At 63.4% G+C, this 14,698-nt stretch carries 21 protein-coding genes; 8 read left to right on the top strand and 13 right to left on the bottom strand.

Annotated features, from left to right (window positions below):
* Positions 1 to 20 precede the first annotated feature (20 nt).
* The 4 genes from ABIA96_RS25990 to ABIA96_RS25975 all read right to left on the bottom strand — a co-directional run bounded on the left by ABIA96_RS25990 (position 21) and on the right by ABIA96_RS25975 (position 3,195).
* Positions 21 to 1,016, bottom strand: coding sequence for a hypothetical protein (locus ABIA96_RS25990; protein WP_354139889.1), 996 nt, complete (start codon positions 1,014 to 1,016; stop codon positions 21 to 23).
* A complete protein-coding gene (locus ABIA96_RS25985) occupies positions 1,013 to 1,333 on the bottom strand; it encodes a hypothetical protein (RefSeq protein ID WP_354139888.1) in 321 nt (106 codons plus the stop codon). Before ABIA96_RS25985 ends, ABIA96_RS25990 begins: the two co-directional genes overlap by 4 nt.
* A 108-nt stretch (positions 1,334 to 1,441) precedes the next feature.
* Positions 1,442 to 2,530 (bottom strand): recombinase RecA, encoded by a 1,089-nt coding sequence (recA, locus tag ABIA96_RS25980; protein ID WP_354139887.1) that lies wholly within the window; start codon positions 2,528 to 2,530, stop codon positions 1,442 to 1,444.
* Positions 2,531 to 2,883: 353 nt separating this feature from the next.
* Positions 2,884 to 3,195: a hypothetical protein gene (locus tag ABIA96_RS25975; RefSeq protein ID WP_354139886.1), complete on the bottom strand. Its 312-nt coding sequence runs from the start codon at positions 3,193 to 3,195 to the stop codon at positions 2,884 to 2,886.
* 78 nt (positions 3,196 to 3,273) lie between these two features.
* Here ABIA96_RS25975 and ABIA96_RS25970 point away from each other — a divergent pair, with 78 nt between their 5' ends.
* Both ABIA96_RS25970 and ABIA96_RS25965 read left to right on the top strand, forming a co-directional pair.
* Positions 3,274 to 3,441 (top strand): hypothetical protein, encoded by a 168-nt coding sequence (locus tag ABIA96_RS25970; protein WP_354139885.1) that lies wholly within the window; start codon positions 3,274 to 3,276, stop codon positions 3,439 to 3,441.
* Positions 3,442 to 4,312: 871 nt separating this feature from the next.
* A complete protein-coding gene (locus tag ABIA96_RS25965; RefSeq protein ID WP_354139884.1) occupies positions 4,313 to 4,501 on the top strand; it encodes a hypothetical protein in 189 nt (62 codons plus the stop codon).
* Positions 4,502 to 4,531: 30 nt separating this feature from the next.
* Here ABIA96_RS25965 and ABIA96_RS25960 read toward each other — a convergent pair whose 3' ends face one another.
* Both ABIA96_RS25960 and ABIA96_RS25955 read right to left on the bottom strand, forming a co-directional pair.
* Positions 4,532 to 4,786: a hypothetical protein gene (locus tag ABIA96_RS25960; protein WP_354139883.1), complete on the bottom strand. Its 255-nt coding sequence runs from the start codon at positions 4,784 to 4,786 to the stop codon at positions 4,532 to 4,534.
* Positions 4,787 to 4,884: 98 nt separating this feature from the next.
* Complete coding sequence (locus ABIA96_RS25955) at positions 4,885 to 5,181, bottom strand: hypothetical protein (protein ID WP_354139882.1); 297 nt, start codon at positions 5,179 to 5,181, stop codon at positions 4,885 to 4,887.
* A 349-nt stretch (positions 5,182 to 5,530) separates the two neighbouring features.
* Here ABIA96_RS25955 and ABIA96_RS25950 point away from each other — a divergent pair, with 349 nt between their 5' ends.
* A complete protein-coding gene (locus ABIA96_RS25950; RefSeq protein ID WP_354139881.1) occupies positions 5,531 to 5,995 on the top strand; it encodes a PaaI family thioesterase in 465 nt (154 codons plus the stop codon).
* 125 nt (positions 5,996 to 6,120) lie between these two features.
* Here ABIA96_RS25950 and ABIA96_RS25945 read toward each other — a convergent pair whose 3' ends face one another.
* Positions 6,121 to 6,414, bottom strand: a complete 294-nt coding sequence (locus ABIA96_RS25945; RefSeq protein ID WP_354139880.1) for an HdeA/HdeB family chaperone — start codon at positions 6,412 to 6,414, stop codon at positions 6,121 to 6,123.
* A gap of 185 nt (positions 6,415 to 6,599) precedes the next feature.
* Between ABIA96_RS25945 and ABIA96_RS25940 the strand changes: the two genes are divergently transcribed.
* On the top strand, positions 6,600 to 6,842 hold the full coding sequence (locus tag ABIA96_RS25940) for a PilZ domain-containing protein (RefSeq protein ID WP_354139879.1): 243 nt from the start codon (positions 6,600 to 6,602) through the stop codon (positions 6,840 to 6,842).
* Between the two features lie 47 nt (positions 6,843 to 6,889).
* Here the strand turns inward: ABIA96_RS25940 and ABIA96_RS25935 are convergent, their stop codons facing one another.
* The gene (locus ABIA96_RS25935; protein WP_354139878.1) at positions 6,890 to 8,983 is read right to left on the bottom strand and encodes a pyrroloquinoline quinone-dependent dehydrogenase; all 2,094 of its coding nucleotides are present in this window, start codon (positions 8,981 to 8,983) and stop codon (positions 6,890 to 6,892) included.
* On the bottom strand, positions 8,931 to 9,167 hold the full coding sequence (locus ABIA96_RS25930; RefSeq protein ID WP_354139877.1) for a hypothetical protein: 237 nt from the start codon (positions 9,165 to 9,167) through the stop codon (positions 8,931 to 8,933). Before ABIA96_RS25930 ends, ABIA96_RS25935 begins: the two co-directional genes overlap by 53 nt.
* A 151-nt stretch (positions 9,168 to 9,318) precedes the next feature.
* Between ABIA96_RS25930 and ABIA96_RS25925 the strand changes: the two genes are divergently transcribed.
* Positions 9,319 to 9,723: a hypothetical protein gene (locus tag ABIA96_RS25925; protein ID WP_354139876.1), complete on the top strand. Its 405-nt coding sequence runs from the start codon at positions 9,319 to 9,321 to the stop codon at positions 9,721 to 9,723.
* Between the two features lie 66 nt (positions 9,724 to 9,789).
* On the opposite strand, the gene ABIA96_RS25920 is transcribed toward ABIA96_RS25925, so the two are convergent.
* Positions 9,790 to 10,251 carry a DUF6691 family protein gene (locus tag ABIA96_RS25920; RefSeq protein ID WP_354139875.1) on the bottom strand — a complete coding sequence of 154 codons (462 nt, stop codon included), beginning with the start codon at positions 10,249 to 10,251 and terminating at the stop codon, positions 9,790 to 9,792.
* A gap of 5 nt (positions 10,252 to 10,256) precedes the next feature.
* Positions 10,257 to 10,685, bottom strand: a complete 429-nt coding sequence (locus ABIA96_RS25915; RefSeq protein ID WP_354139874.1) for a YeeE/YedE family protein — start codon at positions 10,683 to 10,685, stop codon at positions 10,257 to 10,259.
* Between the two features lie 180 nt (positions 10,686 to 10,865).
* On the opposite strand from ABIA96_RS25915, the gene ABIA96_RS25910 reads away from it, so the two are divergent.
* Positions 10,866 to 12,029 (top strand): GNAT family N-acetyltransferase, encoded by a 1,164-nt coding sequence (locus ABIA96_RS25910; RefSeq protein WP_354139873.1) that lies wholly within the window; start codon positions 10,866 to 10,868, stop codon positions 12,027 to 12,029.
* A gap of 7 nt (positions 12,030 to 12,036) precedes the next feature.
* Here ABIA96_RS25910 and ABIA96_RS25905 read toward each other — a convergent pair whose 3' ends face one another.
* Both ABIA96_RS25905 and ABIA96_RS25900 read right to left on the bottom strand, forming a co-directional pair.
* On the bottom strand, positions 12,037 to 12,702 hold the full coding sequence (locus ABIA96_RS25905) for a DsbA family oxidoreductase (RefSeq protein ID WP_354139872.1): 666 nt from the start codon (positions 12,700 to 12,702) through the stop codon (positions 12,037 to 12,039).
* Between the two features lie 94 nt (positions 12,703 to 12,796).
* Positions 12,797 to 13,618, bottom strand: coding sequence for a helix-turn-helix domain-containing protein (locus tag ABIA96_RS25900; RefSeq protein ID WP_354139871.1), 822 nt, complete (start codon positions 13,616 to 13,618; stop codon positions 12,797 to 12,799).
* A gap of 100 nt (positions 13,619 to 13,718) precedes the next feature.
* Here ABIA96_RS25900 and ABIA96_RS25895 point away from each other — a divergent pair, with 100 nt between their 5' ends.
* Positions 13,719 to 13,949 carry a hypothetical protein gene (locus ABIA96_RS25895; RefSeq protein ID WP_354139870.1) on the top strand — a complete coding sequence of 77 codons (231 nt, stop codon included), beginning with the start codon at positions 13,719 to 13,721 and terminating at the stop codon, positions 13,947 to 13,949.
* Between the two features lie 37 nt (positions 13,950 to 13,986).
* Positions 13,987 to 14,385 carry a hypothetical protein gene (locus ABIA96_RS25890; protein ID WP_354139869.1) on the top strand — a complete coding sequence of 133 codons (399 nt, stop codon included), beginning with the start codon at positions 13,987 to 13,989 and terminating at the stop codon, positions 14,383 to 14,385.
* The last annotated feature ends 313 nt before the right edge of the window (positions 14,386 to 14,698 follow it).

The following is a 14,698-nucleotide window of genomic DNA, read 5'->3' as shown; positions in this document are numbered from 1 at the left end:
CTACAGCACCGAACGCGCCGCTAGGGCGCGACCAATGAGCTGCCTTCGTGATCCCACCGCCACAGCCGTTCATTGGTCAGTTCAGTACCACCCCACCAGCGATGGATCGGGTTGTGGCGGAGAGCATCCGCGTTTCCTGCCAGTACCGCCTTCCCGAATTCAGTGAGCAACAGGCGGGATTGCTTGTACTGGGCGTGACGAACAGAATCGTTGTTCATGTCGAGTGTGAACGGCCCATCCTCCAGCCCGGATACGGCCGGCACTGGAGATCGCGCGAGCCCATCAAGCAGCGCTCCGACTTCCCAGTAGCCAAAAACGCGTCGCTTATTACGCTTCTGATCGCCCGGAAAGACATCAAAGGGCTGCACGCCGCCTGGTGCGATCAACTCCAGTATCCGCGTTTCCGTCGCTCCAAGACCGGTGGTGACATTCGGAAGCTCTTCGAGCAGGTCCAGCACGCACTGACCGAGTTGCGGCAGCAGATTTAGATCTGCTTTGAGGAGGTCGTACCAAGCCTGCGGCGTCGGCGCACGATGGACACGCCAGGCCCGCTCAGCCAGTTCAACGTGGCCTTGTGTGGGACTGACACGCGGCGGGCTATGCTTCGCAAGCTCCTCTGGTTCGACGCCGCCAATAGAAATATCCAGCTGACGCATGACGAGCTTGGAAACCGCCGACTTCTCGCTCCCGCACTGATCGAGCAACCAGAGCAGAATCAATTGCGCATTCGGCTCAGGCCCGATCCACAATTCGACCGAGGCGCATTCCGCAAACAATTCGACCAAACCGCGATCTTTCACACCCGATCCCTCGAGTTGCCTGAGCGGCGTGTCGTCCAGCCAATGAAGGCCAGGTGGCTGCGTTGAGCGTGGCGCAAAGAACGCCTCAAGCTCAGCATCGGACGGCCAAGGTCCCCAGACCAGCCGGCGCTCGATCGCAATTACGAGATCGGCAAGGCCGGCGCGTTGAATGGCGCCTGCGGTGGACGAATCCGTCGTCACGATGAGCCGCATCATGCCGGTAGCATCAAGGCTTCGTCAGAATCTCCGGGATTCGGGTCGAACCAGAGTTCGATCACGTTGTACATTTCGCAAGAATCGACAAAGGATAAATCTTTGCTGTCCCTGATGGTCTGAGGCCATCGGATGCCCCAATCCGACCAGTGATCACCCGGTAGAAGGTTCTCCGAACGCGCAGCAAAATAAGCTGCAAGCATTTCAGGTGGAGGCATTGATCCCCACTGGAAGCGAAAAGAGAACGTTACGACGATTTCGGCCAGCTTCGATTTGGAGAGACCAAAGCCGGACGAACTCGCCAAGGTCATACGCCTCATCGCGTCCCCCGATCACGACCCCACACCAAAAAAGAAACGGGCACTGACGACGTCGGCAACTCAACGTCCTCAGCGCCCGCTCCTCGCGAAAGATCTTCGCGTTAGGACTTACTCGTCCGCCGGCTCGTCGCCGTCGGCGTCGCGCTCGGGGCTGCCGGCGAGAATCTGCTCGGCGATCAGGCCGGAGTTCTGGCGGATCGAGGTCTCGATCTTGGCGGTGATGTCGGGGTTGGCCTTCAGGAACGCCTTCGAATTCTCGCGACCCTGGCCGAGACGCTGGCTGTCATAGGAGAACCAGGCGCCGGATTTCTCGACGATGCCGGCCTTGACGCCGAGATCGAGGATCTCGCCCATCTTGGAAACGCCCTCGCCGTACATGATATCGAATTCGACCTGCTTGAAGGGCGGCGCCAGCTTGTTCTTCACCACCTTGACGCGCGTGGTGTTGCCGACGACTTCGTCACGCTCCTTGATCGCGCCGATGCGGCGAATGTCGAGGCGGACCGAGGCATAGAATTTCAGCGCATTGCCGCCGGTGGTGGTTTCCGGCGAGCCGTACATCACCCCGATCTTCATGCGGATCTGGTTGATGAAGATCACCATGGTGTTGGATTTGTTGATCGAGGCCGTGAGCTTGCGCAGCGCCTGGCTCATCAGGCGAGCCTGGAGGCCCGGCAGCGCATCGCCCATCTCGCCTTCGAGCTCGGCCTTCGGCACCAGTGCCGCGACCGAATCGATCACCAGCACGTCGACCGCGCCGGAGCGCACCAGCGTGTCGCAGATTTCCAGCGCCTGCTCGCCGGTGTCGGGCTGGGAGATCAGGAGTTCGTCGATATTGACCCCGAGCTTACGGGCATAGACCGGGTCGAGCGCGTGCTCGGCGTCGATGAAGGCACAGATACCCCCCTTCTTCTGCCCTTCCGCCACCGTGTGCAGCGCCAGCGTGGTCTTGCCCGAGGATTCCGGTCCGTAGATTTCCACGACGCGCCCCTTCGGCAGGCCGCCGATCCCGAGCGCAATATCAAGCCCCAGCGAGCCCGAGGAGACCGCCTCGACATCCATCGAACGGTCGTTCTTGCCGAGCTTCATCACCGAGCCCTTGCCGAACTGGCGCTCGATCTGGGAGAGCGCGGCGGCGAGAGCTTTACTCTTGTCCATGGAGGATCCTTCGACGATACGCAGGGCAGTGGTGGACATTGGTCGAGCTCCTTATGGCGAGGATTCGCGTGTGGGACAAACGGTTGGCGCGGCGGGTCGTCGATAAAAGCAATGTACACTATATGTTCTATGTTCGCAATATGTTCTTTGCGGAACGGAGCGGTTTTTGTCGCCACTGGGCCTTCATTTCGAATTTGTGAGTGTTCCTGGGGCACCGGGCGGTCCCATACTGGGCGCATGATCACGAACGCTCTCAAGCTAGCAACGGCCACCGGGCTTTTGTTCGTCACGGGCGGGGCCTGGCCCTCCCCTCGCTATGGAGCGGCCATTTCCATTGGCCTGTGTGTCGTGGCCGCCGTGGTTCTTCATTTCGCCGCGCCCTGAAGGCCGCTTCAATTGCCGGAGGCCGGGCGCTTCGCATCTCCCAGAATCAGCAGCGCCAGAGGCGCCAGGGGACCGACCGTGGCAGCGATCCAAAGCCACTTTCTAGACGGCCTGTTGCGCTCGCACGCTATTGCGCCTGCGAGCGGGATCGATGCGATCGAGATGATGACGAACAGCCAAAAGCCCATGGCCATCTCCGGTGCGGCATCGGACGATAGCACGACAAGCGGCCACTGCTGCTGTGCTCCGCAAAATGTGAGGCCGCGCTTCTTGCTCTGAAAATAATGCGCATCAAAGACGCAGAGCCATTCTGCCGTCATATTTTCGCAATCGTTCGGCACAGAACTTTTCCGCGGCTGCCGACTTGAAACCGGGCCGCCACAATGGGGGATTGGATCATGACGGAAAATGCGCAAGCCGATGCGCTCAGGCGCAATACCCTGCGCGAGGCGGCGCTCGAGGAGATGGCGAAGTTCGAGCGCAAGGAAATCGAGTTCCGCAAGAAGGACCGGGCGGAGCGCGCGGCCGATCTCCGCCTGCCGCTGGACGAGATCAAGGTGCACTAGGAAACGCCAGGCGAAACAGGCTGTTGCCTACTGTGCATGGGGGTTGTTTTCGCGCGTTTGGCGGCGCGTGCCGTCAAAGTTGCCGTTACATCAGCGCCAGCAGCACGATGCCGATCACCAATACCACGAAGCCAGCCGCCGTCGCGGCGGCAAATGACCGCTCTACCTTGTCCATGATGCCACCCCGCTATCGGCGCGCCATGTATCCCCCATGGCTTCACCGTGCCCGCGAAGTGTCGCCAACGGATGTGTCTGAAGTTGTGCGCCCGCATGTCTGAATTGGGACGCGCAGGCTGGCCGCAAGCTTCGCGCAAGCTTGCGTAAGGCACCCGTAAGCCGGATGCTCTAGCGTCGCCTTACCCGGTGGACCAACACCGGGCCTCCATACCCAGTTAAACCCCGCTCCGCCCCCGAGCGGGGTTTTCTGTTTTCGGCGGTCGCGTGGTGATGCCGACTTACGGGATTCGACTTGAGATTCGACTCGCGATCCGATCTGTCAGGCTGTCGTAAGCTGAGCGGGCTACGGTCATGCGGCTATGGTGTTGCAGCCCAGCACCTCAGCCTCCAATAACCTTCTACCCCGCCCGGCTCTCCCCTGGCGGGGTTTTTTCTTGCGCGCCAGCATGAGTATTTCTCCGTAGTTCTCCCAGCACGAACAGAGTTCCTGACCCTAAGGAGTGTCAACGACCTCTGACGCAAACGCATCCATTGGTTTCTTCTTTCGGAATCCGATTTCGCTTGTTTCGAACTGCGCGCGCTTGCTGAATTCCGACGAGCTGTCCGCGACTTGACGGCAAATTTTGCTTGTCGATGGTATATGACGGCGCCCAGCATGTTACCCGACATGGCAAGGTGAATCGTGGAGGTGACCATGAATCACAGGGGCGTTGAGTTCACGGTTGCAAAGACGGCTACCCCGGGCGTCTGGCAGTGGCAGTTCCGGATCGGCGACGAGACCAAGACGGGCAAGACCGAGACGAAGATCGACCTGCTGGCGATCCGTCGCGTGCAGCTGCGCATCGATCGGGAGCTGAAGGCCATCGGGCACAAGACGGCGTGAACCCGGCCGGATTGAGAGGCCAGACCAGGACTAGTCGGCGCTGGGCAGCCGCCGCATGGTGAATTCAATGTCGCCGCCGGGCAGTTCGCGCCAGTTCTCGACTTCGCTCATGTAACCGGCCTTGGGATAGCGCGCGAAGAAGGCCTGCGCCCTTGCCCGTGCCGCGGCGCGCGGCAGGATGAAGCTCTCGCGCAGATAGCCGTCACCGGCCTTGTCGCCCGAACCGGCGGGCTGCTTGCGCCGGCGCGCCATCCGCTCGGCGAGGTCCCGCGGGCGATCCGCCATATCCTGCCTCCTCAACGCAACACTGCGACGGAATGTAGGATCAGGGCCGGGCGATGGGGAGTCCCGAAAGGAGGCGTCACCCGCCTCCGGAGCGATGGTCAATTGGCGGCCGTGCCGGCCCTGGTCTTCTTGGGCGCGCTGGTGGCGGCCGAGGCCTTCGGCGCGGGCTGCTTCGGCGGGTCGGCACGCATGCCGCCCCAGGGATCGTTGGACGCCTTGGCGTCCGGGATCTTCTTCAACGTCTCCTTGTAGGCCCTGTCGCGCGCGGCATCCGCCGCCTTCTCGTCGTCGGTCTTGGAGGGGCTATCCGCCATCAGATTGATATGGGGCGAATCCTGCGCGAAGGCCGGTCCAGCCACCAGCACCAGCACCGCCGCCATACGGAAAAGCTTCATCATTCACTCCTTGATCATCGATAGAGGGGGCGGATGCCGCACCCTGAACCTCTTCACGGCTCCGGGCGCCGCTTCAATCCGCTAGAGCCGATCCGATTTGCACGATTTCGGCCCATGGAGCCAGTCGTCCCAGATCGGGCCGCACCTGGTGCAACCGTTCAACGCCAGACCAAGCGCGGCCAGGCAAATGACAAGGACACATCGACGCAACATCGTCCACCCGCACCCAAGCATGGCATCATATCCGGCGAAGTCGGGCATTTTCAAGCCGACGGTCCCCGATGACTTTGCCCCGCCCAGGCGGGCAGAATGGGCGAAACATCCGGCAACACAGGAGGGAACGACAGCCATGCCACCGCAACCAGACGCCGAGTTCGGCATCGCTGAGGCCAGACGCATCCTCGGCGAGGTCTTTGCGCCCTGGATCCAGGATCTCAACCTCTCCGTCGAGCACATCGAGTACACCCCGCCAGCCGACGCGCCGGACTGGCAGCCGGGCGCGCTGCTGCGCATGCCGTTCTCGGAGCGGCTGTGCCGCAACGGCGGCGTGATCTGCGGCCAGGCCCTGATGGCGCTTGCCGACACCGCGATGGTGATCGCGAACCTCGCCGCCAATCGCGGCTATCGTCCGATGACGACGGTGGACCAGACCACGCATTTCATGCGCGCGGTCTCCTCGTCCGACGTGCTGGCGGATGCGCGCGTGGTGCGGCTCGGACGCACCATGAGCTTCGGCCGCGTCACCCTGCTCTCCGCCACCGACAACAAGCAGGTCGCGATGGTGTCGAGCGCGTTCGCGATGCTGCCGGGCTGAGCATCATCCAAAACGAAGAGAGCCGCGTCAGCGCAAAACGCACCGCGGCTCTCGATGACGATCGTGTCGAAGCGCAAGACCGAGACGCGATCGCAATCACGCCTCGGCCGACACGCTTCCGAAATTTATTTGCCGAGCACTTCGTCGGCGGCGGTGACGATGCTGACGGTCGGATTGGTGCCGCAATAGGTGCCGAACTTCTTGGCGTTCTCGACGAACACGTCGGTGTCGATGATCGCGTTGTCCTCGTCGCCCTTGTACCAGCCGTCCATCCAGGTCAGCACCAGCTTGATGGTGTCGTCGCCGCTCTCGAGGAATTGCTTGCAGCTCATGGTCGAGAGATCGAGCTTGGTGGCGTGGGCTGGCATGGATGACAGCGAGAGCGCTGCGGCGAACAAAAGCGAAAACGTGGTCTTCATCGGAATCTCCATCGGCGCGTAACGCCATAAAGGAAAGGCTTGCGGGATAAATTTGGCGGGAAGTGACTCGCCGCTTCAACGTCGTAAACGAAGTCTGAAGCGCTGTGCAAGTAGCGCCAGTATTGAGTTTAGATCAACGAAATTTCTATGCGCTATTTCACAATTGTCGTTATGGATTAACGCGGATGATCGAGAAACGTGCAGCGCAACGTCACCGGGTTTTCAAGGGCGGCACGATCACCTTTGAAAATAGCGGCGTCGCGTGCACCGTGCGAAACATATCGGAAGGCGGCGCAGCGATCGACCTCGACACGCCCGTCACATTACCGCAATCATTCACACTCGCGATCGTGCGTGACAATTTCGTGCGGAATTGCCGCACCGTTTGGCGCAGCGACAGGCGCATCGGCCTCGCCTTCGTGCAGTAACGCGCACAATGTGAATGACCATTCGCATCGCATCCACAACACGATTATTATTGCGTGATACGACGTCGCCGACGCCAGCGCAGTCCCGCGATCACCAGCGCGACGATCGCGAGCGCGATCGCCGAAGACGCAGCAAAAAATCGCCCGCCGGGGCGATCGATCGTGCGCGACCACAGTGATGGCGCTTCGCCTGGGCGCGCCAGGCGAAACGCGACGAGGCTGTCGCCGATCGAGGTGCCGGCTTCGGAATGGCCGCCGGCGCCGATCGCGACGTACTGCTCGCCCTTCCAAACATAAGTCATGGGATTGGCAACGCCGGGCACCGGCAACCGGCCCTGCCACAGCTCTTGCCCGCTTCGCGCATCGAAGGCGCGCAAGTAAGCATCCATCGCGCCGGTGAAGACGACACCGCCTGCGGTCACCGCGAGCCCATTCACCAGCGGCGCGCCAAAGGGCAGCGGCACGCCGAGCGGTGCCAGATCCTCGGTGGTGCCGACGGTCGAACGCCAGAGGATCTTGCCAGCCTTGAGATCAACCGCGACCATCTCGCCCCAGGGCGGCTTGTTGCAGAGTAGCCCGAGCGGCGACATCACCACCGAACGCGACATTGCATAGGGCGCGCCTTTTTGCTGACCGAAATCATGACCGGGCGGCGGATTGAATCCGGCGGCGTCAGCGCGCGGGATCAGCTTGATGAGATGAACGGCGCGGCTGGTGTTGGCATAGAGGATCTGGTTGACGGGATCGAACGCCGCACTGCCCCAGTTCACCCCGCCGCCGGTGAAGGGAAACACCAGCGTGCCTTGCGTCGAAGGCGGTGTGAACAGACCTTCATTGCGCGCTTCCGCGAACTGCCGTTCACAGGACGAGCGGCGCAGCCCGGGCAACAGCGAGAGCGCATCGTCGGTCGAGATCGTCTGCGATGTCAGCGCCGGCACATGTGTCGGGAACGGCTGCGTCGGCGAAAGTCGTTCACCCTCGGCACCACCTTGCGGCACCGCCCGCTCCTCGACCGGCCACACCGGCTTGCCGGTGTCGCGGTCGAGCACGAACACGAAACCCTGCTTCGTCGGCTGGATCACGACATCGCGCGGGCCCTCACTCGTATCGATGCGCGCGAGCGTCGGCTGCGCCGGCAAATCGTAATCCCAGACGTCGTGATGCACGGTCTGAAATGCCCATACGAGTTCGCCGGTCTCGATGCGCAGCGCGACAACCGAATTGGCGTGCTCGTTATTGCCGGGCCGCTTGCCGCCCCAAAAATCCGGCGACGGCGAAGACGTTGGCAGGAATACGAGCCCACGCGCCGCATCGACTGACATTGCCGCCCAGACATTGGCGTGCCCCGCCTCTATGCCGTCGCCCTTGAGCGGCTCGAAGGTCCAGCGCGGCTCACCGCTGCGCGCGTCGAACGCGCGCACCACGCCGCTCGGCGCATCGACGCGGCGGTTATCGCCGATCGAGGAGCCGACCACGACGACACCACGGCCGACCGCCGGTGGCGACGTGATCTGGAATTCGCCAGGCCACTCCAGCGGCATGCCGATATCGAGCGTGATCTCACCGCCCTTGCCAAAGTCTGCACAGGGAAGACCTGTCTTCGCATCGAGTGCGATCAGGCGAACATCGTTCGTTCCCATAAAGATGCGCGATCGGCAGGCGGCGCCTCGAGGCGCAGTGTCGTCAACCCAATAGGCGACGCCACGACAGACATAGCGATTGGCCGGACGCTGGTTGATGGCGATCTTCGGATCGTAGCGCCACTTTTGCGCTCCGGTGCCCGGATCGAGTGCGATCACCTCGTTGAAGGGCGAGCAGAAGATCAGGCTGTCCTCGACGAGCAGCGGTGTCGCCTCGAACTTGGTTCGCCGCATTACCTCAGGCGGACGCGCCGTAAGATCGCCCGTGTGAAATTCGAAAGCCCGGATGAGTTGGCCGACATTGTCGGACGTGATCTCACGCAATGGCGAGAAGCGCGAACCGCCGGCATCGCCACCCCAGCTCTCCCAGGCGACGCACGGTCGCGCAACAAGCAGAACGGCGAGGCCAACCAGATATCGCAACCGGCACGCCACCACGCGCCCCGCTCTATTTCGGCTTCTTGGCGGGCTCGCTCGGACGCGCTCCACCCCATGGGTCATGCTTTTCCCTGGACTCCGGAATGCGCTCGAGCGCGGCCTTGTAGGCCTTCTCGTCGACCTTGGGCTTGTTGTCCGCCTTCTGGCCGCTATCTTGCTGATGGTGCCGGCCGCCGCCGCCCATCTGCGCCTGCGCGGAAGCAACTGTCAGTGCCAGCACCGCGGCGGCCATGACCAAAACTCTCATTGGCGCAATCCCCGTTATGGAGGGTACAAACTAGCCTGCAATCCCCTAATAGCCAATGTGGCGGGTTCTACCCCTTCAGCAAATGTTGATCGGCCGGGACTTCGTCCCGTCTAATTCGCGCCTATCTGTTGCCCGCAGGGGACCTTCACGAATGTTGCGGATTGTTGCTCATGTGGCGCTGCTCGCCGGCGCGCTCGCGCTCGGCGCGTGCGGCTTCGCCGACAGCCGCGCGCCCGTGCCCGATTTCATGCGCCTCAAGGAGGCGGACCAGCCGTCGCCCGAACCGCCGCCTGACGTCAAGCGTGTGGTCCGTGAGCAGATCGAAGTGGTCTTCCTCAACACCTCCTATCCGCGCGAGGTGCAAGTCGCCCTGCCCCATCACGAGGTTCGCGGACCGGGCTGGACGGCCTGTGTCCGCGCGCAACTTACCTCGGCCACCGGCTCGGCGTTGGGCCTCCAGACCTACATCGTGACGATATCAGGCGGAAAGGTCGTCGACAGGCGGCGTGCGGAAGCCGATGATATCTGCGGGTCGGAAGCCTACGAGCCGATCTAGCGACCGATCACGCCACGCGACGCGACCGGTATTACGAGCGCCGCACCTATCACGACTGGGATGGCGTCAGAGCGGATCAACCGGCGCCGCGATCCGTGTCGATGATTGAAACTGCGCGATGAAGCGGGCAAGTACCATGCCGGCGAACATCGCGACGACGAAGATGACGGCTGAGGTCGAGCCGAAGCCGAGCGCGGTCAGGGCCGGTCCTGGACAGAAGCCGGCCAATCCCCAGCCGATGCCAAAGATCGCGGGACCAACGATGATTTTCGGATCGATGTCGCTGCGTGCCGGCACGTAAAAACGTTCGGCGAAAAACGGGTGTGCAAGCTTCAGGACATGCCTGAAACCGACGAAGGTCACGGCGACCGCGCCGGCCATCACGAAGGCGAGGCTCGCGTCCCATGTCCCCGCCGGGATGCCGCCAAGGTCGAGGAAGTTCAGCACCTTTGCCGGATTCGACATGCCGGAGACGATGAGCCCGAGGCCGAACAGCACGCCGATCACGAATTGGACGAGGATGGTCATTGCCGTCAGCTCCAGTGTCGGATCACGAAGACGGTGGCGACGCCCGTCGCCATGAAAGTGATGGTCGCGACCAGCGAGCGCACCGACAATCGCGACAGACCGCAGACGCCATGGCCTGAGGTACAGCCGCTGCCCCACACCGTGCCGAAGCCGGTGAGCAGCCCTGCGACAATCAGCACCGGTGCTCCCGCGGCGATCGTCTGCGGCGGCAGGCTTCCGGTCACAAGCCGTACCAGCACGGGGGCGGCAATGAGGCCGGCGACGAAGGCGAACCGGCCGGCAAATTCGCGGTCGTCGTAAGGCGGAAACAACCGCGCCGCGATGCCGCTGATGCCGGCGATCCGTCCGGTCGCCCACATCAGGAGCACGGCGGACAGGCCGATCAGCCCGCCGCCGAGGAGCGAGGCAATCGGCGTGAAGGACGTGGCGACCATTTGATCCTCCGGATCGCGAGCTTGCATCATAGCATTCGGAGGCGGGCCAGCCGGATGCTCAATGAGACGTTAACAATACCACTCGAATTGAAGTGGCGTCCAAACGGGATTTTCCAATCTTTGCGCTAAGCATGGTCTTGTACGCCGGCTCTTGGCTAGCGTGAACGGGGACGACGGGACGTGGTCGACATCGCGCATCAGGCTGCGATCAATCCGGCATCAGCGAAGGATGCAACGCCCGCGCTCGTCCCGCTCACGGCGATCGAGCCCGGCCAATGGCGCGCGCTGGCGCAGCGGGCGGTCGAGCCGAACGGCTATTACCTGCCTGCCTGGGAGCTCGCCGTCAGCGCAACCGCGCGCGGGCGTATCGGGGCCTCGGCCCTGTCCGCATGCGGCGGTTCCTCGACACGGCTGATCGGGTTGATGCCGGTGGTGTCGCTCTGGCGTGCCCTAAAGATCCCCCTGCCCGCGCTGGTGAGCGCGCATCCCTATGGCACGCTGTGCAGCCCGTTGATCGACCGCGACGCCTCGGTCGAGGCCGCAACGCGCCTGCTGCAACGGGCGCGCGAGGCCGGCGCGCATGCGCTGGTTCTGCGCGACGTCGCGCTTGACGGTGTCGCGATGGCATCGCTCAAGGACGCGCTCGGCCAGGCCGGCCTGAAGCCGCGCGTGCTCGGCTCCTATGTCCGCGCCAGCCTCGATGCGACACAGGATGGCGACAAGCTGCTGCACGACGCTCTCGGCACGAAAAAGCTCAAGGAGCTGCGCCGGCAGCGCCACCGCCTGGAAGAGCACGGCGCGATCACCTTCGACGTCGCGCGCAAGCCCGACGAGATCAAGCCCGCGCTCGAAACCTTCCTCCAGCTCGAAGCCAGCGGCTGGAAGGGCAAGCGCGGCACCGCGCTGATTCAGGACGCGGGCGATGCGACCTTCATTCGCCGCGCCGTCCCCGCACTCGCCGAGACCGCGCAATGCGAGATCGTCACGCTCCGCGCCGGCGCGACGCCCGTGGCCGCCGGCATCGTGCTGCGTCATCAGGATCGCGCCTTCTTCTTCAAGCTCGGCATCGACGAGCGCTTCACAAAGCATTCGCCGGGCGTGCAGCTCACGCTCGATCTGACGCGTCATCTCTGCGCCGATCCCGCCATTTCGAGCGCGGATTCCACCGCAAGCCCCGATCATCCCATGATCAACCCGATCTGGCGCGGCCGCTTTGCAATCGGCGATGTGCTGATCCCGCTGCGGCGGAACGATCCGATGGTGGCGCTGATTCGTGCAGCGCTCGTCGCGCGCGGCTTGGCACGCGAGACAGCGCGCCGCGCGATCCACCTGCTCCGCAAATAAGCGTTCGCTACTCCGCCGCTTGCGCGTTGATCTCCGCGGACACCTCACGGATGGCACGGGCGAACAGGTTCGGATCCTGCGCACCGGAGACGGCGTATTTCTGCGCAAATACATAGGTCGGCACGCCGGAGATGCCCTTCTCGGCGGCCTCCTGCGCATCGGCCGACACGCGCGCGACGTCCTCGTCAGTGGCAAGGCGCTTGCGCACGTCCTCGGCATCGAGGCCGACATCGGCCGCAGCCTGCACCAGCACTTTGACGTCGGTGAGATCGCCACCGTCGCGGAAATACAGCTCCATCAGGCGCTGCTTCATCTCGGGCGCCTTGCCGATCGCCTCGGCCCACAGGATCAGGCGGTGGCAATCGGTCGTGTTGGGTTGCCGCGCAACCAGCTCGGGCTTGTAAACAAGGCCCTCTTCGCTTGCCGCCGCGACCACGCGCCCCGCGATACCCTTATAGGCCTCGACCGAACCGAACTTGGTGGTGAGATAATCCTCGCGACTGATGCCTTCACGCGGCACCCAGGGATTGAGGAAAAACGGGCGGAAATTCAGCTTGACCGGCACGTCGGGCACGAGCGCGAGCGCGCTCTCGATCCGGTGCTTGCCGATATAGCACCAGGGGCACACCACGTCGGAGACGACATCGATCTGGAGCGGTTTTAGGGTGCTCATGGAGCGCCTCCTTCGGATGGTACGGTTTTGTCGAAAGATAAGCCGAACGCCGCCCGAGGCAAGGGGACTGGATCAAGGGGACTGGATGATGGCGCTAGGCCATCTTTGCGGCCGTCCCCTTCAGCCATTCGGAGGTGCGCTCGTCCGCCGGAAAGAACGTCTCCAGCGCCAGCTCCGACAGGGTGATATCGACCGGCGTGCCGAACACCATGGTGGTGGAGAAGAAACTTAGTACCCCGCCGTCATGCCGCAGCTTGAAGGGGATCGCGACATTGTCGCTCGACAGCGGTCCCGCGCGCGCCGGGATGGGATAACTCTTGAGGTCATTGTAGAGCTTGATCAGCTCCGGATCGGCCGTCGCCTCGCATTGCCGGTGTAGCCGTTCGAGCAGGTGCGCGCACCACTCGGCGAGATTGACCGTGCGCGGCGCCAGTCCCTCGGGATGAAAGGCGAGCCGCAGCACGTTGAAAGGCTGGCCGAGCAGCCGATCCGGGACGCCCTCGAGCAGCGGCGCCACCATGCGATTGGCAGTCACCAGATTCCAGTGCCGGTCATAGGCCAGGGCCGGGTTGGGCTCATGCGCTTTGAGCACGAGGTCGATCGCCTGACGGGCTGATTTCAACGCGGGATCCTCCAGCGGGCGCTGCGGAAAGGCCGGCGCATAGCCGGCGGCGACCAGCAGCACGTTGCGTTCGCGTAACGGCACGTCGAGGCGATCGGCGAGCCGCAGCACCATGTCGCGCGAGGGCGCTGCGCGGCCGGTCTCGACGAAGCTCAGATGCCGCGCGGAAATCTCCGCCTCGCCCGCGAGATCGAGCTGGCTCATGCGGCGGCGCTGCCGCCATTCGCGCAAATGGTCGCCGATATGAACCGGCTGGCTGGGCTCAGTGCGTGCCGTGGATGCATGTGCGTTCATGGTCGAAAACCTAGCATGCGCATTTCATCTCATCCATTACCCCTGAGGTAATCGAATTGGGCCCCACCACGGTGCATCTTCCTGAGCACAGGAGATGACCATGATCGCGCTGCTGCTCTACCGAACCCTTGCAGACCACCTTGTTCCCTGCGCGATGGCGTTCGCGACCCGGATGCTGGCACGCAGCCTCAACATGCCTGAGCCGCTGGTGCATTCCACCGGCGACTATGTCGTCGCACACGTGACAGCCTTCGAGCACAGCGTCGGCAGAAGCCTCTGCCCGTTCCGCCTGGCCCGCCTGCTCCGCGCCTGGTGGCGCGGACTGCATTGAGTTCACCTCGCACCTAACCCAACCATGGAGACCTCTGATGATCGACGCATCCACCTTCCTCCGCCGCGCCCTACTCGCCGACGCCGTGTTCAGCGGCGTCTCAGCACTCGGCCTCACCTTCGGCGCCGGCGCGTTCGCGACACTTTTCAACCTGCCTGAAGCGCTGTTGCGCGAAACCGGCCTGTTCCTGATCGCCTATACGGCACTGGTCGGCTGGCTCGCCTCCCGCGCAGTGGTGCCGAAACCACTCGTGCTGTTGGTCGTGGTCGGCAACGCCGCCTGGACGGTTGGCAGCATCGCGCTGCTGTTCTCGGGCACGGTGTCGCCGAACATCAGCGGCGAGCTCATGGTCGTGGCGCAGGCGATCGCGACCGGGGTGTTCGCCGAGCTGCAATATCTGGGCTTGCGGAGGAGCGGGAGTGTGGTGGCGGCTTAATGCGGCGCTGATTGCCGAGACGTTAGTTCCGTCATCCTGAGGTGCGCGCCCTTGCGCGCCTCGAAGGATGAACGGCCCGGATGCAGCCGGCCTGTCGCCCTTCGAGGGCCGCCGAAGAGACGGCCACCTCAGGGTGACGGGATAGGTTCTCGTGTGCGGCACGATTTCAAGTTGCGCTCAAGCGAAAGCCACACTTTCCCGTTCTCGCGGCGCGTTTCGCCCGAGTTTTGCACCGTCTCGCCCTCTTCGAAACAGAGGGCGCGGGGAAGGCCGGGCGCCGGCTGGCTCCCGTGATCCGTGCGCGAAGGAATGC

It is taken from the genome of Bradyrhizobium sp. LB11.1 (assembly GCF_040549385.1).
In the GTDB taxonomy this organism is placed as follows: Bacteria; Pseudomonadota; Alphaproteobacteria; order Rhizobiales; family Xanthobacteraceae; genus Bradyrhizobium.
This window is presented reverse-complemented; position numbering and strand designations above follow the sequence as displayed.